This window comes from Pseudomonas sp. NBRC 100443, from assembly GCF_030268185.1.
GTDB lineage: Bacteria > Pseudomonadota > Gammaproteobacteria > Pseudomonadales > Pseudomonadaceae > Pseudomonas > Pseudomonas citronellolis.
On record NZ_BSQE01000041.1, the window covers coordinates 1 to 26,168 of the forward strand.

Genomic DNA, 26,168 nt, shown 5'->3' on the forward strand with positions numbered 1-26,168 from the left:
TGTTGGCCAGAAGCCCGACGTGGCTTCCTCGAACAGGCCTAATACATAGATGCAGTCGGGTTTTCATGTTCAAAAGCGGGTTGACGGTGGGGGTGAGTCCATACATAGGAGCGGGCCCTGCCCGCGAATCGCGCGCAGGGCGCGCTCCTACATGGGAATCGTGCGATGCCCTACTGCGCTCCACGCCCCGGGAAGTAGTACGGCTTGACGATGCCGTTGAGCCGCGGATACGGAATCTTCAGCTCCGGGTGCCCGACCGAGTGCGGGGCGATGCTGTCGATGTCGTACTTCAGCGTCAGCGCGCCGAAGGTCAGGGCGAAGTGCGGGGTCTTCTGGAACGGCCAGTCCCTGAGGAAGTTCGCGTCCTGCTCCACCAGCTTGTTCTGCACTACCCAGGCCTGGTGGGCCAGGCGCGCGTTGTCCCAGAAGGCCTGCTCCTGGCCGGGCAGCAGCACGTCCTGCAGCGTCAGCACCTTGTGCAGGCGGCGGTCGTAGTTGATGAAGGCGCGCCCCGGCTGGCCGTACTCGCCGCCGGTGAAGACGTAGCTGGACAGCTCGACGATCACCAGGCCGTCATGCTGCTCGCGTATCTTCGCTTGCAGGTAGCTGCTCCAGCCCGGCTTGGCGCTGGCCAGGAAATCCCGCTCGTAGCCGGCGAGGCTGGCCGGGCGCGGGTCGTCCGGGGTGTTGCGGGTGAGGTCGAGCAACTGCGTCTCGATGGCCGCATTCAGCGCGGGCTCTGCGTCGAAGCTCAGGGTGTCCAGGTTGAACAGCGGGCACTGCTCGCCCTGGCAGCCCGGCTGCAGGTGCTCGAAGGCGGTGTGGCGGGCGCTCAGCGGGTCGCCCAGGCCGGGGCCGAAGAGGCTCTGGCAGCCGCCGAGCATCAGCAGCAGGCCGGTGGCGGCAAGGGTTTTCAGAAAATTCATGGGTGTCCTTCTTTGCGTGTCCGGCGGCGGTCGGCCGCGCGGCTTGGACCGGCGCAGCCGCGCCGGGTTCGCCGCGCCGCCGAGTGTAGCAGTGTCGCGCGGCTCCCCGCCGGGCGGTGGCGGAAAGAGGCTGCGCGGGGCACGGCGTCGCGATAGGATGGCGCGAAGTTCAACCGATCGATGAGTGTGTGGGATGGCGGATATCTTCAAGGCGGGTCCGGACGACGTGGAGATCACTCGACGCGAGGAGTGCTTCCGCGGCTTCTATCGCATCGAGCGTCTGCACCTGCGTCATCGCCAGTTCGCCGGCGACATGGGGCCGCTGATCAGCCGCGAGCTGTTCGTCCGCCACGATGCCGTCTGCGTGCTGCCCTACGACCCGCAGCGCGACGAAGTGGTGCTGATCGAGCAGTTCCGCGTCGGCGCCCTGGAGGCCGGGGTCAACCCCTGGCTGCTGGAGCTGGTCGCCGGGCTGATCGACAAGGACGAAGAACCTGAAGAGGTCGCCCGCCGCGAAGCCGTGGAAGAAGCCGGCCTGAACCTCGGCGCGCTCTGGCCGATCAGCCAGTACCTGCCGTCGCCCGGCGGCAGCAACGAACTGGTGCACCTGTTCGTCGGCCGTTGCGACAGCAGCCTGGCCTCGGGCATCCATGGCCTGGAGGAGGAGGGCGAGGACATCCGCGTCCATGTGCTGGCCCTCGAGGATGCCCTGCAGGCCGTGCGCGACGGGCGCGTCAACAACGCCGCGAGCATGCTCGCCCTGCAATGGCTGGCGCTGAACCGCGCCGAGGTTCGTGGCCTATGGGTGTGAACCTGCTGCGTGAACGCTACCGTGTCGACCTGGCCGGGCTGCAAGCCACCTGCGAGGCCAACTACCTGCGCCTGATGCGGCTGCTGCCGGACATGCGCGAAGTACAGTCGCAGCGCCGCGTGGCGCTGAGCGAGGGTGAACGCCTGCTCGGCGTGCTGGCCCTGGAAGTGATCGAGGCCTGCCCCTACACCACCACCCTGCAGGTGCGCCAGGAGCTGGGCCTACCCTGGCTGCCCGCGCCGCGCCTGGAAGTGCGCGTCTACCATGACGCGCGCATGGCCGAAGTGGTCGGCGCCGAGCAGGCGCGCCGCCTGCTGGCCATCTACCCTTACCCGAACCAGGCCATGCACCAGCCGGACGAGAAGAGCCAGCTCAACCTCTTCCTCGGCGAATGGCTGAGCCACTGCCTGGCCTGCGGCCACGAGCTGGAACCGGTCCTGCAACGCTGAAAGCGCGGATGATGGCGTTGCGCCATGATAGGATGTCGTTCGTCCGGCCGACGGTGAGCATACTGTGAACTGTGACTCTTTCCCGGTTTGCCCGGCACCGGGGCTGTCACCATACTTCCTTCAACGACGACGCCTCGCCTGACAGGAGAAGGCGCATTGCCTGCGAAAGAATTTTCCTCAAATGAGCCGGTGCTGCTGGTACAGCTCACTGACAGCCATCTGTTCGCCGAGCACGATGGCCGGCTTCTCGGCATGGATACCGCGGACAGCCTGCAACAGGTGGTGAAGCGCGTCCTCGAGGAGCAGCCGCGGATCGACCTGGTCCTGGCGACGGGTGATATCTCGCAGGACGGTTCCCCAGAGTCGTACAGACGTTTCCTGGATATCTGTTCCAGCATTCAGGCACCGGCCCGCTGGTTCCCCGGCAACCACGACGAGCTGGCGCCCATGCGCGAAGTCTGCGCCGGCAGCGACCTCCTCGACCCGGTGCTCGACCTGGGCGCCTGGCGCATCGTCCTGCTCGACTCCACCATCCCCGGCGCGGTGCCCGGGCAGGTGTCCGCCGAGCAATTGGCGCTGCTGGACGAAGCCCTGCACGACGCGCGCGATCGCCACGTGCTGGTGGCCTTCCACCACCACCCGGTGAGCATCGGCAGCCAGTGGATGGACCGCATCGGCATCCGCAACCCGGACGACCTGTTCGCCGTGCTCGACCGCCACCGGCACGTGCGCTGCCTGCTCTGGGGCCACGTGCACCAGGAAATCGACCGCCTGCGCGGCGACGTGCGCCTGTTGGCGTCCCCTTCCACCTGCGTGCAGTTCGCCCCGGGCAGCGAGGACTTCGGCGTGGACACCCTGGCGCCGGGCTACCGCTGGCTGCGCCTGCTGCCCGATGGCGGCGTGCAGACCGGCGTGTCGCGGGTCACCGGCATCGATTTCCAGGTGGACTACAGCGTCCAGGGCTACTGACGCGTGCGGCTTGCAGGCAGCGGCTCGCTGCTTGTAGCCTCCCGCACCATGACCGATATCCTCTATATCCACGGCTTCAACAGCTCCCCCGCCTCGCAGAAGGCGCGCCAGCTCGCGGCCGTCATGGAGCGCCTGGGCTTGCAGGCGCACCTGCGGGTGCCCGAACTGCACCACCACCCGCGGCAGGCCATGGCCCAGCTGCAGGCGGCCATCGGCGAACTCGACCGGCCCTTGCTGGTCGGCAGTTCCCTGGGCGGCTACTATGCGACCCATCTCGCCGAGCGGCACGGCCTCAAGGCCGTGCTGATCAACCCGGCGGTGCTGCCCCACGGCCGTTTCGACGGCTACCTGGGGCCGCAGAAGAACCATTACAGCGGCGAGGAATGGGTGCTGACCCAGGACCACGTCGACGCTCTGGCGGAACTCGAAGTGCCGCCGCCGGTCGATGCGGCGCGCTACCAGGTGTGGCTGCAGACCGGCGATGAAACCCTCGACTACAAGGTCGCCGCGGTCTTCTACCGGGCCTGCGCCTTGCGCATCGAGGCCGGCGGCGACCACGGCTTCCAGGGCTTCGCCCGCTGGCTGCCGGCGCTGCTGGCCTTCGCCGGGGTGCCGGCGGGCCTGTGGCGCGACCTCGATTTCACAACTCTTTGAAAAGGGACCCCATGGCCCAGCAGAACGCCTATACCGCAGAAGCCATCGAAGTCCTCTCCGGCCTCGATCCGGTGCGCAAGCGCCCGGGCATGTACACCGACACCACGCGGCCCAACCACCTGGCCCAGGAAGTCATCGACAACTCCGTGGACGAGGCCCTGGCCGGCCACGCCAGGAGCGTGCAGGTGATCCTCCACGAGGACAACTCGCTGGAAGTGATCGACGACGGCCGCGGCATGCCGGTGGACATCCACCCCGAAGAGGGCGTGCCGGGGGTCGAGCTGATCCTCACCAAGCTGCACGCCGGCGGCAAGTTCTCCAACAAGAACTACCAGTTCTCCGGCGGCCTGCACGGCGTGGGCATCTCAGTGGTGAACGCGCTTTCCACCCAGGTGGAAGTGCGCGTCAAGCGCGACGCCAACGAATACCGCATGACCTTCGCCGACGGCTTCAAGGCCAGCGACCTGGAAGTCATCGGCAGCGTCGGCCGGCGCAACACCGGCACCACCGTGCGCTTTTGGCCCGACCCGAAGTATTTCGATTCGCCGAAGTTCTCCGTCAGCCGCCTCAAGCACGTGCTCAAGGCCAAGGCCGTGCTCTGCCCGGGGCTGCTGGTCACTTTCGAGGACAAGAGCAGCGGCGAGCGTGTCGAATGGCACTACGAGGACGGCCTGCGTTCCTACCTGGCCGACTCGGTGTCCGAGCTGCCGCGCCTGCCGGAAGAGCCCTTCTGCGGCACCCTGGCCGGCAGCAAGGAGGCGGTGGACTGGGCCCTGCTGTGGCTGCCCGAGGGTGGCGAGTCGCTGCAGGAAAGCTACGTCAACCTGATCCCCACGGCCCAGGGCGGCACCCACGTCAACGGCCTGCGCCAGGGCCTGCTGGATGCCATGCGCGAGTTCTGCGAGTTCCGCAACCTGCTGCCGCGCGGCGTCAAGCTGGCCCCGGAAGACGTCTGGGAACGCATCGCCTTCGTCCTCTCGATGAAGCTGCAGGAGCCGCAGTTCTCCGGGCAGACCAAGGAGCGCCTGTCGTCTCGCGAGGCGGCGGCCTTCGTCTCCGGCGTCGTGAAGGACGCCTTCAGCCTCTGGCTCAACGCCAACCCCGAGCTGGGCCTGCAACTGGCGGAGCTGGCCATCAGCAACGCCGGCCGCCGCCTGAAGGCGGGCAAGAAAGTCGAGCGCAAGAAGATCACCCAGGGCCCGGCGCTGCCCGGCAAGCTGGCCGACTGCGCCGGCCAGGACCCGATGCGCGCCGAGCTGTTCCTGGTGGAGGGCGACTCCGCCGGTGGCTCGGCCAAGCAGGCGCGGGACAAGGAGTTCCAGGCGATCATGCCGCTGCGCGGGAAGATCCTGAACACCTGGGAAGTGGACGGCGGCGAAGTCCTGGCCAGCCAGGAAGTGCACGACATCGCCGTGGCCATCGGCGTCGACCCGGGCGCCGCCGACCTGAGCCAGCTGCGCTACGGCAAGATCTGCATCCTCGCCGACGCCGACTCCGACGGCCTGCACATCGCCACCCTGCTGTGCGCCCTGTTCGTCCGCCACTTCCGCCCGCTGGTGGAAGCCGGGCACGTCTACGTGGCCATGCCGCCGCTGTACCGCATCGACCTGGGCAAGGAAGTCTTCTACGCCCTGGACGACGCCGAGCGCGACGGCATCCTCGACCGGCTGCTGGCCGAGAAGCGCCGCGGCAAGCCGCAGGTCACCCGCTTCAAGGGCCTGGGCGAGATGAACCCGCCGCAGCTGCGCGAAACCACCATGGACCCGAACACCCGGCGCCTGGTGCAGCTGACCCTGGAAGACGCCGAGGGCACCGTCGAGATCATGGACATGCTGCTGGCCAAGAAACGCGCCGGCGACCGCAAGTCCTGGCTGGAGACCAAGGGCAACCTGGCCGAGGTCCTGGCCTGATGCGCCGCGCTCTGGCCGCCCTGGCGGCCATGCTCGGCTGCGCCCAGGCCCTGGCGGACGCACCCGCGGTAGGGCAGGGGCCGGCCCTGCAGTTCCTCTCCGAGCACGCCGTGGAAGGCATGCCCGCGGGCAACCTGTCGGGGCTGGCGCTGTGCGGCGGAGAGCTGTGGACGGTATCCGACCGCGACGACGACCGCCTCTACGGCCTGCGCCCGGACGAAACCCCGGGCAGCGTCTGGCAGGCTCGCGCCGAGACCTTCAGCGCGCCCGGGCTGCCCGACAGCGGCCTGTCCTGGGGCGCCCGCGCGCGCACCTGGCTGTATGGCCTGGTGCGCGGCGGGGCCATGGACTTCGAAGGCGTCAGCTGCGACGGCAAGGGCAACCGCTACCTGGTCAGCGAGGCCTATGCCGGCGTGCTGCGGGTGCCGGAGGCCGGCGCCGCGCAATGGCTGGAGCTGCCGCCGACGCTGCTGCGCCAGGCGCGCGCCAGCGGCCTGCTGATGGTCAACAACGCCTACTACGAAGGCCTGGCCATCGACGCCGACGGCAAGCGCCTGTGGCTCGCCGCCGAACGCCAGCGCCGCGGCCTGCTGCGCCTGCGCAACGACAACGGCAGCTGGAAATGCGACGGCGCCTGCGTGCTGCTCAGCGAGGCCGGGACGGCGCTGCCGCCGCCGCAACTGGAAAGCGACAAGCCGCTGGCCCTGGACTTCTCCGACCTGGCGCTGTACCAGGGCAAGCTGTTCACCCTGGAGCGCCTGGTGCACCAGGTCTGCCGGCGCAACGCCGACAGCGGCGCCGCCGAGCGCTGCTGGTCGTTCGCCGACGGCGCCCTGGCCCCGCAGCGCCGCTACGCCTTGCCCTACGGCGTGGCCGAGGCCCTGGTGATTGACGACAAGGGCGCCTGGATCGGCCTGGACAATGGCGACGCGGCCCGCGCCGACGGCGATGCGCGCCCCTACGTGCTGCGCTTCGCCGCCCCGGCGGAGGGCTGGCTGGGTGGCAAATGAACGACGCGCAACCCGGACGCAGCCTCGGCAAGGCCATGATGCTGCTCGCCTGGCTGGCCGGCATCGGCCTGGCCACGCACTTCTTCGGCCTGTGGGAAAAGCGCCAGCACAACCCCAACGTGCAGCCGCAGTCGCTGCACGGCGACGGCTACGTGGAGCTGCGCCTGCTGGGCAACCGCCAGGGCCACTACGTGTTCGACGGCCTGATCGACGGTGCGCCGGCGACCTTCCTGCTGGACACCGGCGCCAGCGCCGTGGCCGTGCCGGAAGCCCTGGCCCTGCGCCTGCAACTGCAGCGTGGCGCGCCCATCGACCTGGACACCGCCAACGGCCGCACCCGGGGCTGGCGCACGCGCCTGCAGCGCCTGGAGCTGGGCGACATCCTCTTGAAGGACGTGCCGGCGATCATCGCCCCGGGCATGGGCGGCAACGAGGTGCTGCTCGGCATGAGCGCCCTCAGACAACTCGAATTCTCCCAGCGCGACGGCACCCTGGTGCTGCGCCAGAACACTTCCCCGTGAGGCACGCATGAGCGAAACCCTCGATCTGAGCCTGGAAGGCGTGGAGCGTCGCTCCCTCGCCGAGTTCACCGAACAGGCCTACCTGAACTACTCCATGTACGTGATCATGGACCGCGCCCTGCCGCACATCGGCGACGGCCTGAAGCCCGTGCAGCGGCGCATCGTCTACGCCATGAGCGAACTGGGCCTGGACGCCGACTCCAAGCACAAGAAGTCGGCGCGCACCGTCGGCGACGTACTCGGCAAGTACCACCCCCATGGCGACTCGGCCTGCTACGAAGCCATGGTGCTGATGGCCCAGCCGTTCTCCTACCGCTACCCGCTGGTGGACGGCCAGGGCAACTGGGGTGCGCCGGACGATCCCAAGTCCTTCGCCGCCATGCGCTACACCGAGGCGCGCCTGTCGCGCTACGCCGAAACCCTGCTCTCCGAGTTGGGCCAGGGCACTGCCGACTGGGTGCCGAACTTCGACGGCACCATGCAGGAGCCGGCAGTGCTGCCGGCGCGGCTGCCCAACCTGCTGCTCAACGGCACCACCGGCATCGCCGTGGGCATGGCCACCGACGTGCCGCCGCACAACCTGCGCGAAGTGGCCGCGGCCTGCGTGCGCCTGCTCGACCAGCCGGACGCCGGCGTCGGCGAGCTGCTCGAACACGTGCAGGGCCCGGACTTCCCCACCGAGGCGGAAATCATCACCCCGCGCGCCGACCTGCAGAAAATCTACGAGACCGGCCGCGGCTCGGTGCGCATGCGCGCCGTGTACCGCGTCGAGGACGGCGACATCGTGGTCACCGCGCTGCCGCACCAGGTCTCCGGGGCCAAGGTGCTGGAGCAGATCGCCGCGCAGATGCAGGCCAAGAAGCTGCCGATGGTCGCCGACCTGCGCGACGAGTCGGACCACGAGCACCCCACCCGCATCGTCATCATCCCGCGCTCCAACCGCGTGGACGCCGACGAGCTGATGACCCACCTGTTCGCCACCACCGACCTGGAAAGCTCGTACCGGGTGAACCTCAATGTCATCGGCCTGGACGGCAAGCCGCAGGTCAAGGACCTGCGCCAGCTGCTCAGCGAATGGCTGACCTACCGCACCGACACCGTGCGCCGCCGCCTGCAGTTCCGCCTGGACAAGGTGGAGAAGCGCCTGCACCTGTTGGAAGGCCTGCTGATCGCCTTCCTCAACCTCGACGAGGTGATCCACATCATCCGCACCGAGGACCAGCCCAAGCCGGTGCTGATGGAGCGCTTCGCCCTCACCGACGTGCAGGCCGACTACATTCTCGACACCCGCCTGCGCCAGCTGGCGCGCCTGGAAGAGATGAAGATCCGCGGCGAGCAGGACGAGCTGGCCAAGGAGCGCGCCAAGCTGCTGGCGATCCTCGGTTCCAACGCCAAGCTGCGCAAGCTGGTGCGCGACGAGCTGATCGCCGACGCCGAGACCTATGGCGACGACCGCCGCTCGCCGATCGTCGAGCGCGCCGAGGCCAAGGCCCTCTCGGAAACCGAGCTGATGCCCACCGAGCCGGTCACCGTGGTGCTTTCCGACAAGGGCTGGGTGCGTTGCGCCAAGGGCCACGACATCGACGCCGAAGGGCTTTCGTACAAGGCCGGCGACACCTTCAAGGCCGCGGCGCCGGGGCGCTCGAACCAGTACGCGGTGTTCATCGACTCCACCGGGCGCAGCTACTCGCTGGCGGCCCACAGCCTGCCGTCGGCGCGCGGCCAGGGCGAGCCGCTCACCGGTCGCCTGACGCCGCCGCCGGGCGCCAGCTTCGAGCGCGTGCTGCTGCCCGAGGACAACGCCCTGTACGTGCTGGCCTCGGACGCCGGCTACGGCTTCGTGGTCAAGGGCGAGGACATGCAGGCCAAGAACAAGGCCGGCAAGGCCCTGCTCAGCCTGCCCAATGGCGCCCAGGTCATGGCCCCGCGGCCGGTGGCCGACGTCGAGCAGGACTGGCTGGCGGCGGTGACCACCGAGGGCCGCCTGCTGCTGTTCAAGGTCTCCGACCTGCCGCAGCTGGCCAAGGGCAAGGGCAACAAGATCATCAGCGTGCCGGGCGAGCGCGTGGCCAGTCGCGAGGAATACCTGACCGACCTGGCAGTTCTGCCGCCGGGGGCGACCCTGGTGCTGCAGGCCGGCAAGCGCACCCTGTCGCTGCGCGGCGACGACCTGGAGCACTACAAGGGCGAGCGCGGACGGCGCGGCAACAAGCTGCCGCGTGGCTTCCAGAGGGTCGATGCGCTGCTGGTCGAGTCACTGTCTCAGGACTGAAACGCTCTGCGATACACTCTGCCTCTGGAGCTATGGCGCCGGTTAAGGGATGATAGGTCCCTTTGACGCTGGCGCCATGGCTCCATTGTCGTTTTGGTTTGTGGTTTTTTGTAGCAAGTGACGCCGATCTTCGGCGAATTAACGGTGATTGCACGATGAGCGCCCTGCGCGTCCTCGCATGTCTTTCCCTCGTCGGCCTCCTTGGGCTGGCGGGCTGTACGGTGAATCGGCCGACGCAACTGTACCAACTGGATGCCGGTGCGACCCCGCTGCCGACCCGCGACAACGGTATCGCTGTACTGCTCGGTCCGGTGCAGCTGGCCGACTACCTGCAACGTGAGTCCATGGTCCAGCGCCAGGCCGATGGCATCCTCAACCTGTCCACCGAGGCGCGCTGGGCCGGCAGCCTGGAAACCAACGTCAGCCAGCTGCTGGTGCGCCAGCTGTCCAGTAGCCTGGACACCACCCGCCTGGCGCTGTTCCCGGAACAGCCGGGGTTCACCCCGCAGGTGCAGGTGATGCTGACCATCACCCGCCTGGATTCCGGCCCGAAGGAGCCGGCGGTGCTGGATGCGCGCTGGCGCCTGCTCGACCAGAAGGGCACGCTGCGCGACAGCCGCGTGTTCCACGAAGAGGAAAAGCACGACGGCAGCCTGCAGGACCAGGTCCGTGCGCAGAGCGAACTGCTGCGCCGCCTCGCCGGGCAACTGGCCCAGGACGTGCGCCCGGTGGCGGTGGCCGCCGAGCAGCCGGCCGCTCCGCGCAAGCCGGCGGCGAACACCGAGCAGGCCGCCAAGCCCAAGGAAGAAGGGCCGAAGATGCCGCTGGTGGTGCCCATCCACAATAACGTCGAAGTCTTCCGCTTCTGATCGGCCGCGGCCCGCGAGCATTCTCCTCCGCAGGCCGTTTTCGTTGACGATTTCTTGACCGCGACGGTGCTAACAAGGCAGCGGTTCTGCCGGCACCGTTGATCGGAATCCCTTCGATCGGCGCCCGGCGGGGGTAAGCCCTTGCCGTCGTCCCTCTCCCTGTCGCCCTCCAGGCTGGCCAGCCTGGGCCCGGCCGCCCGCGCCTGGCTGCTGGGCGCGCTCGCCCTGTTGCTGTTCTGCGCCCAGGCCAAGGGGCGGACGATCATCGGCTTCGACTCGCGCTTCGTGCTGTTCGCCCAGGAAATGCTGCGCCACGGGCCGAGCCTGTTTCCCAGCACCTATGGCGAACCCTACCCGGACTACCCGGGCACCTCGACGCTGCTCATCTACCTGCTGTCGCTGCCGTTCGGCCGCGTCGACAGCCTGGCCGCCTGGCTGCCCTCGGCGCTGGCCGCGGCGGCGCTGGTGGCCCTGGTGTACCGCCTGCTGGAGCCGATCTCGCCGCGTTGGGCGCTGCTCGCCGTAGCCCTGTTGCTGCTCACCGCGACCTTCGTCAGCGAGACCCGCGCGGTCTCGCTGGACCAGATGGTCGCGGCGCTGGCCCTGGGCGCCTTCTACCTCGCCTATCGCGATCGTGAACGTCCGCTACCGCCCCTGCTGGCAAAGCTGGGGGCGCTGCTGCTGGGCGGTTTCCTGGTCCGTGGCCCGCTGGGCCTGGTGATTCCCGCTGCAACGGTCTGCGCCTGCTGGCTGGCGGCGCGGGACTGGCGCCGGCTGCTGGTCTTCGGGCCGTTCGCCGCGGCCCTGCTGGTGTTCTGCTGCCTGGCCCTGCTGGGCGCCGCCGAGCTGAGCGGCGGCCCCGGTTTCGTCCGGGAGGTGCTGCAGATGCAGGTCATCGGTCGCATCGACGGCAGCGCCGGGGCCAGTTCGCCGTTCTATTACTTCCTCAGTGCGCCCGGCAATTACGCCCTGGCGTTCCCCCTGGCGCTGCCGGTGCTGTTGCTGCTGCCCGGTGCGCGCGGAAGGGGAGAGGCGGAGGGCACGCGGATACTGCTCTGGGCCTGCGTTCTGGCGGCGTTGCTGGTGATGCTCGGGCTTTCCGTACCGCAGGCGAAGAAGGCCCGCTACATCCTGGCGGCGGCGCCCTACATGGCGATAATCGCCGCCTATCCCTTTCACGTGACCGGCAGCCGCCTGGCTTCGGCGTTGCGCTGGGTGATGCAGTGCGTCTGGTTGGTTCTGCCCGGGTTGCTGGCGTTGGCACTGGTGCTCGCCTGGCGGCGTCTGGGCGGAGCCTTGCAGGGTTACCAGCTCGCCCTGTACGTCACCCTGGCGCTGTTGCTGCTCCTGCAGGGCTCGGCCCTGTGGCTGCTGCGCCACCGGCGGCTGCGGGCTTTGGGACTGGCCGGCTGCGCCGTGCTGGCGTTGTGGGCGGCCTATATCCTCGCCTTCGAACCCATGGAGCGCGGGCTGTACGGCACCCGCGCCTTCACCCTGGCTGCCGACGCGGCCGTGGCCGCCAACCCGGCGCCGGTGGCTTTCGTCGGCCTGGGCAAGGACGCCAAGGCGATCAAGTACCTGGTCAACCTCGACCACGACCTGGCGCCACGCTTCATCGATCAGGACAGCCAACTGCAGGGCCTGCGTGGTCCGCTCTACCTGGTGATGTCGGCGGCGCGCCTGCGGGCCGTGCAACCGGCGGCCCTGGCCGGCCTGAAGCCGCTGGTGGCCGCCGACTTCGACCACGAGCCCCATGTGCTGCTGTACCTGCCCTGAGACCGCTCGATAGCAGGTTGCAGAAGGAGGCCGGCCGCCCGATGGGCGGCCGGCAGCGCGGTCAGGAAGTGCGCAGGGCGCGCATGCGGGTGAGCTGGCGTTCCAGCATCGACGGGTAGGGTTCCTTCAGCCATTCCACGCAACTGGCCTCGGCCGGGTTGGCGATGGCGCGGACGCGGGCGCGCTGGCGCACCTGCTCGTCCTCGGCGATGGCGCGCTCGATCAGCAGCAGGTTGCGGCTGTGCTGGCTGAGGTTCAGGGCGTTCTGCACGGCGCCTTCCTGCAGCAGCTCGGCCTGGGCCAGTTCCGCCAGCTCGTCGCCCTGGGTCAGGCCCAGTTGCAGCTGCAGGGTAATGCCGCTGTCCACCACCTCGATCTGCAGGGCGTGGCCGAGGGCGCGCATCAGCTCGCCGCAGCACAGGGCATGGGTGAGGTAGTCGTCGTCGTCGCGGGCGTGGAAGAGGATCAGGCTGCCGCCGTCGCTGAGGGTGAACAGCTGGCCCTTGTACAGCCGTGCGGCCTGTTCCAGGCAGTCGCGGTAGCGCTCCAGCAGGTCCACCAGGCGGCTGCGCGGCAGGCGCCGCAGCTGTTCCTGGTTGCCCAGTTGCACGGCCAGCACGGCGCAGGGGTTGGGCAGCTGTGGCTCGGGTTCTTCCTCGGGCTCTTCGGCGATTTCGGCGGCTTCTTCGGAGAAGTCCTCGGCGAACGCCTCAGCGGCCACAGGCGTTTCGTCGTGCAGTTCGTCCTCGGCGAAGATGTTCTCGTCGAACTCGTGCTCGTCGCGCGGCAGGTCGAGGCGGGGTTCGCGTTCGTCCTCCGGCTCGCTGGCGATGTCGTCGGCGAGGGGCTTGGCCGGCTTCTCCGCGGCTTTCGCCAGGGTCGGCGCGGCCGCCTTGGGCGCGGGCTTGCGCGGCGCGGGAGCGGGCTCGGGGGCCGGCGGCTTCTCCGGCACCAGGCGTGCCTGGAGCTGGCGGGCCAGGTCGCCGATCTCGTTCTGCAGGCCGGCGCCGGGGGCGGGGTCGTCCGGGTCGCGCAGCCACACGCGCAGCTGCAGCAGCGGGGTGGAGATGTGGCGGCCCAGGCGCAGGCTGAGGGTCAGGGTGAGCAGCAGCAGGATCAGGCTGATCAGGCCCATGCTCTGCAGGCTGACCATCATCGGCTGCTGGAACTGCTCCATGTCCAGGCTGATGCGCAGCTGGCCGGCCATGACCTCCTGGAAGGTGATCTGCGTCGAGTAGACGCCCTCGCTGTCGCCCAGCAGGCCCTGCTTGGGCCGCGAGCCGGCCTCGGCCAGGGTGCGGCCGTCGGCGCTGTAGATGGCGGCGTGGGCCACCAGCGGGTTCTTGGTCAGGTTGCCCAGCAGCACGTTGAGGCTGAGGATGTCATTGGACACCAGCAGCTCGGTGGCCGAGGCCGCGGTCTGGGTGGTCAGGCTCTGGCCCACGGCGTCGGCCTGCTGGTGCATGGCCTGCTTGAACTGCATGCCCATCACCCAGGCGTAGATCAGCAGCGCCGCCGCCACCAGCACCAGGCTGTGGATGGCGATGCGCAGGGCGATGGGCACCCGGCGCTGGCGCAGGGCGTGGTACAGCAACAGGAAGAAATTATCGGGCTTGACGGACGTGGGCCGGGTCACAGCGGGCTCGGTCTTCTATGAAGGACAGTCCCGGCAGTATAACGGCGCCCCGGAAGCGGGCAAAGCGCCGGTCCGTCCGTGATCCGGACGGCACGGACGATCCGATCGGCGGTTGTGCCGCCGGCGGGCGAGGCGGCGGCCGAGAAAGGCGCTAGAATGTGCGCTTTTTCCATGGCGGAGACTGCGCCTTGCGCGAAATCGTCCTGATCAACATCACCGGGGAAGACCGCCCCGGTCTCACCGCCGCCATCACCGGCGTGCTGGCCCAGGGCGGGGTGAACATCCTCGACATCGGCCAGGCGGTGATCCACGACACCCTGTCCTTCGGCATCCTGGTAGAGATTCCCGACACCGAGCGGGCCTCCGCGGTCCTCAAGGACGTGCTCTTCACCGCCTACGAGCTCGACCAGCAGGTGCGCTTCACCCCCGTTTCCGAGGCCGACTACCAGCAATGGGTCGGCGGCCAGGGCAAGCCACGCCAGATCGTCACCCTGCTGACGCGCCGGGTGACCGCCGAGCAGTTGCAGCGGGTCAGCTCGATCACCGCCAAGTACGGGCTGAACATCGACCACATCGACCGCCTGTCCGGGCGCATGCCGCTGGACATGCCGGCCGAGCGCGGCAAGGGCTGCATCGAGTTCTCCGTGCGCGGCGAGCCAGCCGACCCGGTGGCTCTGCGCGCCGAATTCCTCAGCGTGGCCCAGGAGCTGAACGTCGACATCGCCTTCCAGCGCGACTCGCTGTACCGCCGCAACCGCCGCCTGGCGGTGTTCGACATGGACTCGACGCTGATCGAGGCCGAGGTCATCGACGAGCTGGCCAAGGCCGCCGGCGTCGGCGAGCAGGTGTCGGAAATCACCGAGCGGGCGATGCGCGGCGAGCTGGACTTCCGCGCCAGCTTCAAGGAGCGCCTGGCGCTGCTCAAGGGCCTGTCCGAGGACGTGCTCGAGGAAATCGGCGCCTCGCTGCGCCTGACCGAGGGCGCCGAGACGCTGTTCGCCGAGCTCAAGCGCCTGGGCTACAAGACCGCCATCCTCTCCGGCGGCTTCACCTATTTCGCCCGCCAGCTGCAGGCGAAGCTGGGCATCGACTACGTCTTCGCCAACGAGCTGGAGATCGTCGACGGCAAGGTCACCGGCGTGGCCATCGAGCCGATCGTCGACGCCCAGCGCAAGGCCGACCTGCTGCGCGAACTGGCGGCGAAGGAAGGCCTGCAGCTGGAGCAGACCATCGCCGTGGGCGACGGCGCCAACGACCTGCCGATGCTCGGCCTGGCCGGCCTGGGCGTGGCCTTCCGCGCCAAGCCGCTGGTCAAGCAGTCGGCCAAGCAGGCCATCTCCACCCTGGGCCTGGACGGCATCCTCTACCTGCTGGGCTTCCGCGACCGCGAGGGCGTGGACGGGCGCTGAGACGCGGCCGGATCGCGGATGAATCCGCTCCTACGGGAAATGCCGTGCCCATGGCGGTGTCCGCTGCTTCCGGCTGTTGGTGTATCGGCGGATAACCGCGAACGGTTATGCGCCCTACCGATTACTCGCTACGGAGCTTGGTGTCGACCTGTAGGAGCGCGCCCTGCGCGCGATTCGCGGGCAGGGCCCGCTCCTACAAGTGAATCTGTGCGCCGACGTGTCTTTCGTAGGATGGGTTGAGTTTACGAAACCCATGCGGCCGTGGTGATGGGTATCGCTTCGCTCAACCCATCCTACGTTTGTCGGAAGGCACAGGAGTATCGGCGGATAACCGCGAACGTTATGCGCCCTACCGATCACCCGCCACGGAGCTCGGTGTCGACCTGTAGGAGCGCGCCCTGCGCGCGATTCGCGGGCAGGGCCCGCTCCTACAAGTGAATCTGTGCGCCGATGTGTCTTTCGTAGGATGGGTTGAGTTTACGAAACCCATGCGGCCGTGGTGATGGGTATCGCTTCGCTCAACCCATCCTACGTTTGCCGGAAGGCACAGGAGTATCGGCGGATAACCGCGAACGGTTATGCGCCCTACCGATTACCCGCTACGGAGCTTGGTGTCGACCTGTAGGAGCGCGCCCTGCGCGCGATTCGCGGGCAGGGCCCGCTCCTACAAATGAATCCGTGCGCCGAGGCGCCTTTCGTAGGATGGGTTGAGTTTACGAAACCCATGCGGCCGTGGTGATGGGTATCGCTCCGCTCAACCCATCCTACGGGGGGCGTGTTTGAGCGGATCACTCCTCCGAAGAGAAGTCGTAATCCATCGCCTGGCTCGGGCCCTGCAGGTAGCGGCCCTGGATGTAGTTGGCGCCGGCCTGCCAGAGGGTGGCCAGGGCCGTGGCGCTCTCCACCATGGGCACTATGGTCAGCTTGGCCTGGGCGTGCAGGCTGGCCATCAGGGTGCGCAGGTTTTCCTGGTTCTCCGGACGGCTGAGGTCCTGCACGTAGGAGCCGTCGATCTTCACGAAGTCGACGTTCATGTGCTTGAGCGTGTTGAACGGGTTCAGCGCGCAGCCGAACTGGCCGAGGGCGACCTGGCAGTGCAGTTCGGCGAGGCCCTGGCTCAGGGCCTTGGCCTGCTTGAGGTGGGCCACGGCGTCGGTTTCGCTGACCTGCAGGATCAGCGAGTCGGCCGGCAGGCGCGCGGCCTTCAGCGCCACCGCCAGCCAGGGCAGCAGCCCGGCGTCCTGCAGGCTGGGGCCGGACAGGTGCACGAAGAGCTTGGTGTTGTGGCCCTTGGCGCGGTGCTCGGCGAGCAGCTTGATGGAGTTGAGCAGCACCCAGCGGTCGATGCGCTCGGCCAGGCCGCCGGCCTTGGCCGCGCCGAAGAAGTCGGCGGCGGGCACTTCCTCGCCCTGCGGGTTGAGCAGGCGCAGCAGTACTTCGTACAGCTCGTGGCTGTCGCCGCGCAGGCTGATGATCGGCTGGAACAGCAGGCGGAAGGCATTCTTCTCCAGCGCCTGCTGGATGATCGCCAGCAGGTCGCCGCGGTTGGCGGCGGCGGCCAGTTCGTCGGCCGGGTCGTAGAGCTTGATGCCGTTGCCCTCGGCCTGGGCGATTTCGTCGGCGCAGCGATGGGCGCGGTCGATGACGTCCTGGGCGCGGCTGGTCTTCTCGTCGAGCCCGGCGCAGCCGATCGACAGGGTGACCTGGGCGGTGCGCCCGTGGATGTCGAACAGGTGGCCCTCGACCTTCTTCAGCAGGCTGGCGAACAGGGCCTTGCTCTGCTCCGGCGTCTGGCCGTCGAGCAGCACGCTGAAGGCATCGTCGCTGAAGCGGGCCAGCTGCACGCTCTCGGGGAAGTGCTCGCGCAGCAGGTGGGCGAGGTCGGCCAGCAGCAGGTCGATGCTGGCGATGCCCAGGCTCAGCTGCAGGTGCTGCGCGCGGTCGAGCAGCAGGTAGGCGAGGGTGGCCGGCTGGCCGGCGGTGACGGCGCGCTCCACGGCGGCATCCATCAGGTCGAGGAAGTGGGCGCGGTTGAACAGGCCGGTGACCAGGTCCTGGCTGCTGACCTCGCGCAGCTTCTCCTGCAGCTCGCTGTTGTCCTGCTCGGCGCGGATCACCACCTGGATGCACGGTTCGCCGTCGTAGGTGGCCGGCGAGAAGCCCATGCGCGCGCGGAACCTCTGGCCGTCGACGCGCACGCCGTCGCACAGCAGTTCGTTGTCGCCCTCGCCGTGCTGGTAGCCCTTGAGGAAGTCCTTGAAGGTGGCCTGGTCGGCGGCGGCGATCAGGTCGATCATCGGCAGGCCTTCCAGTTCCTCGGCGTCCTCGTAGCCGAACATCGCGACGTAGGCGCGGTTGGCGTAGATGTGCATGCCGTCGTGGACGTAGGTGATGGCGTCCACCGAGCTGTCCAGCAGCAGCTGGCAGCGCTTTTCCGCCTCGCGCAGGGCGACCTCGGCGGTGCGCCGGGCGCGGCGTTCCTCCAGGGCGGCGAGTTCGCGGTTGGCCACCAGCACCAGGCGCTCGTCCTCGCCCTGGGGCAGGGCGTCCTGGGCGCCGAGGGCCAGGGCCTCGGTGATGCTGTCGGAATCGTTGCCTTCGACCAACTGGATGAAGGGGATGTCCTTGGCCTGGCGGCGCAGGTTGGCCAGGGCCTCCTCCGGCGCCAGCGCACTGCTTTGCGGGGCGGCGATCAGCAGGTCCCAGGTCTGTTGCAGGGCTTCGCCGAGGTCTTCGCTGGAGGTCACGCGGTGGACGCGGGTCGCACGCCCGGCGTTGCGGAACAGGCTGACCAGACGTTCGGCCTCGTTCTGCGAGTCTTCCAGGATCAGCAGGCGGACGGTTTTCTTTTCATTGGCCATGAAGAGCTGCTTATGGCGCGCCGGACGGCAGCCAGGAGGCGACGAATGGAGTGCGGCCGAATCTACAGCGACTTCCAGAGTGAGTCAAAGTCTTCCTCCCCGTGCCCCGTGTGGCCGTTCGCTCCTGTGACGGGCTTATCGTCGGCGCCCTTCGGACGCTCCTGGGTACTGTATTCGAACTGGCTGAAACTGCCGGTGGCGGTGAGCTTGCGTGTGAGGGTGGCGCGGCGTTCCTCGCCGTGCAGGTTGATCTGCACGCGGCTGCCTTCCTGGAACGGCAGCCGCGGCGAGATCAGCGTCGCCGGCCGCGAGATGGCGGCGATCTCCGGCAGCAGCAGGGCGCGCAGGTAGTGGCTGCTCTGCTCCGACTTGCGCAGCAGTTGCAGGCCGCAGGGCTGGGCGATGGGGGCGATCAGCTCGATGCCCATCTGCGTGCCGCCGCCGCGGACCTGGCGGATCCAGCGCACCACCGCGATGCTCCAGCCCTGGCCCGGCGCGTCCTGGATGCCGAGCAGCTCGCCGGCCTGCAGCTGGCTGGGGATTTCCTTCGGCCAGGTCAGGCAATAGCCGCCTGGGCTGTGGTTGACGATGGGCAGGGCGAAGACCGGGTACTCGTCGCAGGTCGCCGATTCGGCGGCGTCGGCCGAGCCCTGTTCCGCCGTCCGCAGCGGCTGGTATTCGATTTCCTCCAGCGGCATGCCCGGTTGCCAGTCGGTGACCTTCTGCGCGTCGAAGGCATTGGCCCAGGCGTCGTTCACTTCCGCCTGGAAGGTCGCCTGCACCGGTTCGGGCAGCTTGAGCAGGTCGGCGAACGGGCGCCGGCCGGACAGGTAGTAGTGCAGCGCGCTCATGCCGATGCAGAGGGTCAGCTGGCCCTGGCCGGAGGTGCGCTGGAAGCTGCGCTCGGCGATGTCGCCCCAGGCGCTGGCCAGGTGCTGCAGCAGGTCGACGCTGATGCGCTCGCCCCCCTTGAGTGGCAGCTTGTCGCGTTGCTCGGCGGGGGCGTTCATGTACTCCTTGATCGCCGCCACCAGGCGCTGCGGGTCCATGCCCAGGCCGTTGTGCAGGTCGCCGGCCTTGTACAGCGAACGGTAGCGCGGCGGGCCGTCCACCTGCGGGGCGACCACGAACAGGCTGGACGGCAGGTCGGCTTCCTGCAGGCGCACCAATGAACCCCAGGCCTCCAGGGCATCGGCCAATTGGGCGATGCCGGCCTGGCGCATCTGGTTGCAGCGGGCGCAGCCCAACAGCAAGGCCACCAGGTAGGCCTGCTCCACGGTCAGGGTGTTGCCGTGCTTGGCCAGGTCGTCGCGGACCGCCAGGGCCTGCACGCCCTTGCTGCGCGCCAGTTGGTAGAGCTGGTGCAGCTCCAGCCACAGGCTTTCCGGCACCGGGCAGTAGAGCTGCTGGGCGCGGATCAGCGGGCCGCACAGGCTGCGGATCGCCCGTTGCAGGGCGAGGGTGAGGATTTGCGCGCGTTCGCGGGTGAAGCGCGGCGCCTCGCGCACCACCACCAGCTTGTAGCCGACGGCCAGGTGGTTCTGCAGGGCCTGGCAGAGGTTGGCGACCTTGCGCGGGCGCTCGTCGAGGACGATGGAGTGGTTGAGGAAGTGGCGTTCGAGGTTGTGGCAGACCGACTGGACTTCCGGGCGGAACAGCTCCAGCAGCTGCAGGCGGGCCTCCACCGGGAGCTTCAACTGGTTCAGCTCGATCAGGCCCTGGTAGAGCTGGCGCGCGGTCTCGCCGAGGTTGGCCTTGGGCAGGTGGTCCAGCCAGTATTTGATGTCGCGCGCAGTGACGTTGCAGAAGCTCAGGCTTTCCTGCGTCGGGGTGGGAACGCGCAGCAATTGCTGGGGACTCGTATTGTCCATGGTCGGATGAGGTGCTCCACGATCTGGGCCGTTCGCTGGACCGTTGTGCCGGTCTTGGGCGCCGGTTTTTTCCAAACTCTAGCAGTATCCACCTGAGAAGGCAGCCCGTTCCCTGGTTGGGGAGCGGGCCTGCCGTTGGCTTTCGGGTAACAGGCCGGATACAGGCTGCCCGGCCTGCGCCGGCTCACGCCTGGCTGGCGTTGCCCAGCAGCTGGCCCATGCGCACCGGGCTGCCGGCGGCCAGTTGTTCGGCCCAGGCGACCTGCTCGGGGCCGAACAGCACTATGGCGGTGGAGCCCAGTTTGAAGCGCCCCAGTTCCGCGCCTTTTTCCAGGTGGATGGGCTGGCGGGCCGCTTCGTCGTAGGCGAAGGCCTTCAGCTCGCGCTTCGGCGGCGTGACCAGGCCGGCCCACACGGTTTCCACCGAGGCGACGATCATCGCGCCCACCAGCACCACGGCCATGGGCCCGCGTTCGGTGTCGAACAGGCAGACCACCCGCTCGTTGCGGGCGAAGAGTTCCGGCACCTGCTCGGCGGTGAGCTGGTTCACCGAGAACAGCCGGCCGGGCACGTAGACCATCTCGCGCAGGGTGCCGGCCAGCGGCATGTGCACGCGGTGGTAGTCCTTGGGCGAGAGGTAGACGGTGGCGAAGCTGCCGCCCATGAAGGGCGCGGCGCGCTCGGCGTCGCCGCCCAGCAGCGCGGTCAGGCTGAAGCTGTGGCCCTTGGCCTGGAAGATACGGCCGTGCTCGATCGGGCCGAGCTGGCTGATGGCGCCGTCGGCCGGGCAGAGCACGCCGCCGGGCGTTTCGTCCAGCGGCCGCGCGCCGTCCTTCAGGGCGCGGGTGAAGAAGGCGTTGAAGTGCTCGTAGGCCTGCAGGTCTTCCACCAGCGCCTCGCGCATGTCGACCTGGTAGCGGCGGGCGAACCAGCCGATCAGGCGGTTCTTGAACCAGGCGGCGCGGCATTCGGCCGCGCAGCCGATCAGGCGCGACAGCAGGTGATGCGGCAGCAGGTACTGGCCGAGGATGAACAGACGATCTTTGAACGACATTCCTTAAACCTCTACGGGGGTGTCGGGGTGGTTGCCCCATTCCGACCAGGAGCCGGCGTAGCCCTTGACCCGCGGGTAGCCGAGGGCCTTGGCCACCAGGTAGGTGAAGCCGGAACGGTGGTGGGTCTGGCAGTGGGTGATCACTTCCTTGTCCGGGGTGATGCCCAGGTCGCGAAGGATTTGCGCCATGTCGGTGCGGATGCGCAGGGCGCGGCCTGCGTCCATGCCGGCGGTCCACTCGAAGTTGACCGCGCCGGGGATGTGTCCGGCCTTGGCCGCCAGCACCTTCTGGCCGCTGTATTCGCTGGGGTTGCGCGCGTCCCAGACGGCCAGGTCGGCGGCGCCCAGGCGGCTCTGCAGGTATTCGCGGGTGGCGGTGGGTTCGTCGTGCAGCGTCAGCGGCAACGGGCCGCCGGCCGGCGCCGGAACCGCCTGGCTCAGCTCGCGGCCCTCGGCCAGCCAGGCGTGCAGGCCGCCGTCCAGGTAGTGGTAGCGCTGGTGGCCGATGACGTCCAGCAGCCAGATGAAGCGCCCGGCCCAGCCGCCGCCTTCGTCGTCGTACACCACGTAGACGGCGTCCGGGTTGTGCCCCAGTTCTCCGAACAGCGCTTCCAGGTCGGCCTTGGCCGGCAGCAGGCCGGGCGCCGGCGGTTGGCCCCACTGGGTGCGCGCGGGGGCGACGAAGCGGGCGCCGGGCAGGTGGCCCTCGGCGTAGCGCGCCGGGCTGGTCAGGTCGACCAGGATCAGTTCGGGAGCGTCGAGGCGGGCGGCCAGCTCGGCCGGTTCTATCACCAGGGGCAGGTCGGAAAAGGCGGACATGTCGGCATCTCCCTGAGGGCGGGTGCGGGGGACGGGATGGCGTGAGCTGGCGCCCTGGGCTACCCGCGAAACCCCGCAGTTTAACGAAAAAGCGCGGGGCGCTGGCGGGCAATCGCTTCAGGGCGTGTCACTGGGCCGCAGGTGCGCCGAATTGCTGCAGGGCGCGCTCGATGCACTGGCAGGTTTTGTCGAAGGCCTGGCCCTGGACCTCGCCGATGGGGTGGCCGTTGCGGTCGGCGACCACCAGCATCACCACGCGCGGGCCGCGGGCCAGGGAGCGCAGCAGCAGGTGGTTGCCGGGCAACGCCGCCTTCAGGCGGCCGGGCAGCAGCGCGGAGTACTCGGCCATGTTGGCCGGGGTGAGGTGCAGGCGCGCCGGGCGTTCCAGCAGGCGGCGCAGCAACTGGCTGCCGGCCACCGGCAGTTGCAGGTTCTGCTCCGCGGGGGCCAGGCCGAAGCTGCGGCGGGCCTGCAGCAGGTTTTGCTGGCGGTCGGCGAGCAGCAGCACGGCGCGGCCCAGGCCGCAGGCGTGCAGGGCTTCGCTGGCGCATTCCAGCAGCGGCACCAGGTTGCCGAAAGGACTGGGCGTGCGCAGCAGCTCGGCGCACAGCCGGCGCCATTGTTCGGGGTTGCCGGCGGCAGGGGCGGGCGCGTTCGTCGCCGCGGGCTCGGACGCGGGCGCGTGGCACGGCAGCCAGCGTTGGCTGTCCCAGGGCCAGAGCAGCGCCTGGGCCGGGTGCCAGTAGCGGGCGTCGGCGTCCTTGCGGGCGCTCTCCACGGCCAGGGCGTGGACCTGTTGCTGCAGCGCCTCCAGCGGTTCCTGCAGATAGAGCGCGGTGAGCCGCTGCCAGCGCAGCATGTGCGGCCCGCCCCAGGACTGGTGCGCGGCCATCGCCAGGCTGTTGGCCAGGAGGATGGTGTTGGCCGGGCGCGTCAGCCAGCGCGCCAGCTCGGGATCGGCGTCCAGGCGCTGTTGCTGGGCCAGCGGCTCGCTTTCGGCGTGGGCCAGGTGCAGGGCGCGGACCAGCAGTTCGTGGTCCTCGCCGAGCAGGCGCAGGCCCTGGCCGATCCACTCCGGCAGGCGCCAGCGCTCGGCCAGGGCCGCGCACAGCGGCAGCAGGCGCATGCCCAGCAGCTCCTGCTCCACCTCGGCGCTGGCGCGGCCTTCGCCGAGCACCTGCTGTTGCCATTCTTCGAGCAGGTCCGGGCGCGCCGTGGCCAGGGCCCAGACCGGCGCCAGGATGAACAGGCTGCCCCAGTGGATTTCCTGCCACAGGCGTGCCAGGCGGCTGGCGAACAGGCCGCTGGCCTGCTGCATGGCGTGGCGGCTGATCAGCAGCATCTGCCCCAGGGCCGGCGGCATCTGCGCGGCGGGCACGCTGGGCAGGCCTTCCAGCAGGGCAGCGGCGCGCGCCAGGCCGAGGCGGCTGAGGGCCACTTCCAGGCTTTCCGCCGGGTTGTCCTGGGCCATGCGCGCGCGGTTGGCCTCGCGCAGGATGGCCAGGGCCAGGGTGGGGCTGTCCTGCAGCAGGTCGACGATGTCGCGCAGGGACCGGCGGTTGTCCGCCAGGGCGCGGCGCACGCGTTCGTGCTGTTCGGCGGGTACCGGCAGCGGCAACTCCTCCAGCAACTGGAGCCAGGAGGCGAGGCGCTGCGGGTCGGGTGTCTGGATGGGCATGCTTGGGCCGCCGAACTGGTTTTTACAATTTGCAGCCTATAGTCTTGCGCGGTTTCTCCGATAACAAGAGGGTGGCGCATATTGGCGCTCCCGTCCCGTCCACCGTTCCAGTCGACTCTTCAATGGCAAAAATCATCGGCATCATTGTCCTGCTGGGCAGCGTCCTCGGCGGCTACCTGCTCTCCGGCGGCAAGATCATGGCCATCGTGCAGCCCTTCGAAGTGCTGATCATCGGTGGTGCCGCGCTGGGCGCCTTCCTCCAGGCGAACCCCGGCAGCACCTTCATGACGGTGCTGAAGAAGGCGCCGAAGATGTTCAGCAACCGCTTCACCCACGTCTTCTACCTGGAAGTGCTGGGGATGCTCTACGAAATCCTCAACAAGAGCCGCCGCGAAGGCATGATGGCCATCGAGGCCGACCTCGAGGAACCCGCTTCCAGCCCCATCTTCAGCAAGTACCCGGCGGTGCTGAAGGACGAGCGCATGACCGCCTACATCTGCGACTACCTGCGCATCATGTCTTCCGGCAACATGGCGCCCCACGAGCTGGAAGGCCTGTTCGACATGGAGCTGGGCAGCCTCAAGGAAGACTTCGAGCACCCGTCCCACGCCGTGACCCGCGTCGCCGACGCGCTGCCCGGCTTCGGTATCGTCGCCGCGGTGCTCGGCATCGTGATCACCATGGCCCTGCTCGGCCAGGGCAGCCAGGCGGAGATCGGCCACCACGTCGCCGCGGCGCTGGTCGGCACCTTCCTCGGTATCCTCGCCGCCTACGGCTTCGTCGGCCCGCTGTCCAACGCCCTGGAGCACGACGCCAAGGAAGAGCTGAACCTCTACGAGGCGATCAAGGCCTGCCTGGTGGCCTCGGCCTCGGGCATGCCGCCGTCGCTGGCGGTGGAGTTCGGCCGCAAGGTGCTGCTGCCGGCGCACCGTCCGAGCTTCAGTGAGCTGGAACAGGCGGTACGCGGGAGGTAGTGTCTGATGGCGTTTCGACACGGCCGCGACGGAGCCGCATTTTGCGCAGGGCAAGGCGCGAGGAGAGAGGTTTGGTGATTCCAAATGAACGACGAGTAACGCGGCACTGCGCAAAATGCGGCCCGTCCCTTCGGGTTGTGCGGCAAATCACGCCATGCGTCGTTGCGGGACTTGCCAAGGGGGCGACCATTGCCTGCGTCCCGCGCCTAGCCTGGCGTGATTTGACGCGGCAACGCGGCTCGCGTCGAAACACCATCAGACACTAATCGCATGGACAACAACCAGCCGATCATCGTCAAGCGCGTCAAGCGCTACGCCGCCGGCCACCACGGCGGCTCCTGGAAGATCGCCTTCGCCGACTTCGCCACGGCGATGATGGCGTTCTTCCTGGTGCTGTGGCTGCTGTCCTCGGCCACCCCCGAGCAGAAGAAGGCGATTTCCGGCTACTTCCAGGACCCCATCGGCTTCACCGAGAGCGCCAGCCCCTACGTGATCGACCTCGGCGGCACGCCGACGCCGGCCCCGGACAAGACCCTCAACCCGCAGATCCAGGCGCAGCCGGAGGCGGACGAGACGCGCATCAGCCCGGAGTCGGAGAAGGAGGTCAACCCCGCCGAGGCCGAGCGCCAGGCCGAGCAGATCGAGCACGAGCGCCTGGAGCTGCTGCTGCAGGAACTGCAGAACAAGGTCGACGAGAACCCCACGCTGCGCCGCTTCAAGGAGCAGATCCTGTTCGAGATCACCCGCGACGGCCTGCGCATCCAGATCGTCGACGCCGAGAACCGGCCGATGTTCGACCTGGGCAGCGCGCGCCTGCAGCCGTACTTCGAGGACATCCTGCTGGCCATGGCCGAGACCATCAAGCAGGTGCCGAACAAGATCAGCATCAGCGGCCACACCGACGCCAAGCCCTACGCCGGCGACGAGTTCGGCAACTGGGAGCTGTCCGCCAACCGCGCCAACGCCGCGCGCCGCGCCCTGGTGGCCGGCGGATACCCGGAAGGGCAGATCGCCCGGGTGGTGGGCTATGCCTCGTCGCAGCTGTTCGACCGCAAGAACCCGCTGAACCCGGTGAACCGGCGCATCGACATCATCGTCCTGACCAAGCGTGCGCAACGCGCCATCGAGGGCCAGGACGGCACCGTCGAGGAGCCGGCGACCAGCCAGCCGGCCACTTCTCCTGCCGGGGCGGTAACGCCCGCCGGGGCCGCGCCGACGCCGCCCCAGGGTGCCGCGCCCGCGTCCCAGCCGCTGCCCGCCGAACAGGTGCGCGAGAAGCTCAACCTGTTCGATGACGGCAAGCTGAAGCTGGACGAGCTGAAGAAGCAGTGAAGGCGTAATGCTGTTCACTTAAGAAAGGATACCTGGGGGAAACGGTATTTTTCATTTGGGGTTATGGCTTGGCTCGCGAGGCTTGCCCCACTCCGGTCTTAACCTCGTCATTGCCGCGAACAATACTTGCGCTGGCCAGAAGGGGAATAACCCAGTTGCCTTGGCTTGGGTGTTTCTGCGCCGCACCGAGTCTGCCCGACCTTCTTGTTTCGCCCCCTCGGGCGAGTCCCTTTTGTCAATCGCCACAAAAGGAACCAAAAAGGCTTGCCCCGCATACGGGCCCGATGGAGCCGGGCTACCCTCGCGAATTCCCCCGCCACGGAGGCCCGCCCCGAGGGTACGTCCCTGTAGCCCATCGGGGCTCTCG

At 68.7% G+C, this 26,168-nt stretch carries 20 protein-coding genes; 13 read left to right on the forward strand and 7 right to left on the reverse strand.

Annotation, left to right across the window (positions count from 1 at the left end; genetic code table 11):
• Window positions 1–170: 170 nt before the first annotated feature.
• The gene (locus tag QSJ95_RS31745) at window positions 171–926 is read right to left on the reverse strand and encodes an RsiV family protein (RefSeq protein WP_285647694.1); all 756 of its coding nucleotides are present in this window, start codon (window positions 924–926) and stop codon (window positions 171–173) included.
• A gap of 193 nt (window positions 927–1,119) precedes the next feature.
• Between QSJ95_RS31745 and QSJ95_RS31750 the strand changes: the two genes are divergently transcribed.
• From QSJ95_RS31750 to QSJ95_RS31795, 10 genes are all read left to right on the forward strand, one after another.
• Window positions 1,120–1,737, forward strand: a complete 618-nt coding sequence (locus QSJ95_RS31750; protein WP_009613531.1) for an NUDIX domain-containing protein — start codon at window positions 1,120–1,122, stop codon at window positions 1,735–1,737.
• On the forward strand, window positions 1,728–2,186 hold the full coding sequence (locus tag QSJ95_RS31755; RefSeq protein ID WP_009613530.1) for a DUF1249 domain-containing protein: 459 nt from the start codon (window positions 1,728–1,730) through the stop codon (window positions 2,184–2,186). The genes QSJ95_RS31750 and QSJ95_RS31755 overlap by 10 nt, the downstream gene beginning before the upstream one ends.
• Window positions 2,187–2,342: 156 nt before the next feature.
• A complete protein-coding gene (gene cpdA, locus QSJ95_RS31760; protein WP_058488188.1) occupies window positions 2,343–3,155 on the forward strand; it encodes a 3',5'-cyclic-AMP phosphodiesterase in 813 nt (270 codons plus the stop codon).
• Between the two features lie 48 nt (window positions 3,156–3,203).
• Window positions 3,204–3,809: a YqiA/YcfP family alpha/beta fold hydrolase gene (locus tag QSJ95_RS31765; protein WP_058488189.1), complete on the forward strand. Its 606-nt coding sequence runs from the start codon at window positions 3,204–3,206 to the stop codon at window positions 3,807–3,809.
• Between the two features lie 11 nt (window positions 3,810–3,820).
• Window positions 3,821–5,719 carry a DNA topoisomerase IV subunit B gene (gene parE, locus QSJ95_RS31770; protein WP_043316906.1) on the forward strand — a complete coding sequence of 633 codons (1,899 nt, stop codon included), beginning with the start codon at window positions 3,821–3,823 and terminating at the stop codon, window positions 5,717–5,719.
• A complete protein-coding gene (locus tag QSJ95_RS31775) occupies window positions 5,719–6,729 on the forward strand; it encodes an esterase-like activity of phytase family protein (RefSeq protein ID WP_285647699.1) in 1,011 nt (336 codons plus the stop codon). The genes parE and QSJ95_RS31775 overlap by 1 nt, the downstream gene beginning before the upstream one ends.
• On the forward strand, window positions 6,726–7,250 hold the full coding sequence (locus QSJ95_RS31780; RefSeq protein ID WP_285647702.1) for a retropepsin-like aspartic protease family protein: 525 nt from the start codon (window positions 6,726–6,728) through the stop codon (window positions 7,248–7,250). Before QSJ95_RS31775 ends, QSJ95_RS31780 begins: the two co-directional genes overlap by 4 nt.
• A 7-nt stretch (window positions 7,251–7,257) precedes the next feature.
• On the forward strand, window positions 7,258–9,522 hold the full coding sequence (gene parC, locus QSJ95_RS31785) for a DNA topoisomerase IV subunit A (RefSeq protein ID WP_009613518.1): 2,265 nt from the start codon (window positions 7,258–7,260) through the stop codon (window positions 9,520–9,522).
• Window positions 9,523–9,677: 155 nt separating this feature from the next.
• Window positions 9,678–10,391: a PqiC family protein gene (locus QSJ95_RS31790; RefSeq protein WP_009613516.1), complete on the forward strand. Its 714-nt coding sequence runs from the start codon at window positions 9,678–9,680 to the stop codon at window positions 10,389–10,391.
• A gap of 141 nt (window positions 10,392–10,532) precedes the next feature.
• Window positions 10,533–12,167: a glycosyltransferase family 39 protein gene (locus tag QSJ95_RS31795; protein WP_285647707.1), complete on the forward strand. Its 1,635-nt coding sequence runs from the start codon at window positions 10,533–10,535 to the stop codon at window positions 12,165–12,167.
• Between the two features lie 61 nt (window positions 12,168–12,228).
• Here QSJ95_RS31795 and QSJ95_RS31800 read toward each other — a convergent pair whose 3' ends face one another.
• Window positions 12,229–13,803, reverse strand: a complete 1,575-nt coding sequence (locus tag QSJ95_RS31800) for an AhpA/YtjB family protein (protein WP_285647709.1) — start codon at window positions 13,801–13,803, stop codon at window positions 12,229–12,231.
• A 188-nt stretch (window positions 13,804–13,991) separates the two neighbouring features.
• On the opposite strand from QSJ95_RS31800, the gene serB reads away from it, so the two are divergent.
• Window positions 13,992–15,212: a phosphoserine phosphatase SerB gene (gene serB / locus QSJ95_RS31805; RefSeq protein WP_009613510.1), complete on the forward strand. Its 1,221-nt coding sequence runs from the start codon at window positions 13,992–13,994 to the stop codon at window positions 15,210–15,212.
• Window positions 15,213–16,000: 788 nt separating this feature from the next.
• Here serB and QSJ95_RS31810 read toward each other — a convergent pair.
• From QSJ95_RS31810 to QSJ95_RS31830, 5 genes are all read right to left on the reverse strand, one after another.
• On the reverse strand, window positions 16,001–18,073 hold the full coding sequence (locus QSJ95_RS31810) for an EAL domain-containing response regulator (RefSeq protein WP_285647712.1): 2,073 nt from the start codon (window positions 18,071–18,073) through the stop codon (window positions 16,001–16,003).
• 62 nt (window positions 18,074–18,135) lie between these two features.
• Window positions 18,136–19,944, reverse strand: a complete 1,809-nt coding sequence (locus tag QSJ95_RS31815; protein WP_009613504.1) for a cyclic-di-GMP receptor FimW-related protein — start codon at window positions 19,942–19,944, stop codon at window positions 18,136–18,138.
• 184 nt (window positions 19,945–20,128) lie between these two features.
• Window positions 20,129–20,998 (reverse strand): archaetidylserine decarboxylase, encoded by an 870-nt coding sequence (asd, locus tag QSJ95_RS31820; protein ID WP_058070699.1) that lies wholly within the window; start codon window positions 20,996–20,998, stop codon window positions 20,129–20,131.
• Window positions 20,999–21,001: 3 nt separating this feature from the next.
• Window positions 21,002–21,817, reverse strand: coding sequence for a thiosulfate sulfurtransferase (rhdA, locus tag QSJ95_RS31825; protein ID WP_285647715.1), 816 nt, complete (start codon window positions 21,815–21,817; stop codon window positions 21,002–21,004).
• A 127-nt stretch (window positions 21,818–21,944) separates the two neighbouring features.
• The gene (locus tag QSJ95_RS31830) at window positions 21,945–23,495 is read right to left on the reverse strand and encodes an HDOD domain-containing protein (RefSeq protein ID WP_285647717.1); all 1,551 of its coding nucleotides are present in this window, start codon (window positions 23,493–23,495) and stop codon (window positions 21,945–21,947) included.
• Window positions 23,496–23,617: 122 nt separating this feature from the next.
• Here QSJ95_RS31830 and motA point away from each other — a divergent pair, with 122 nt between their 5' ends.
• Entirely contained in the window at window positions 23,618–24,469 is an 852-nt protein-coding gene (motA, locus tag QSJ95_RS31835; RefSeq protein WP_043268576.1) for a flagellar motor stator protein MotA, read from the forward strand.
• Between the two features lie 270 nt (window positions 24,470–24,739).
• Complete coding sequence (gene motB, locus QSJ95_RS31840) at window positions 24,740–25,801, forward strand: flagellar motor protein MotB (protein WP_285647720.1); 1,062 nt, start codon at window positions 24,740–24,742, stop codon at window positions 25,799–25,801.
• Window positions 25,802–26,168 lie beyond the last annotated feature (367 nt).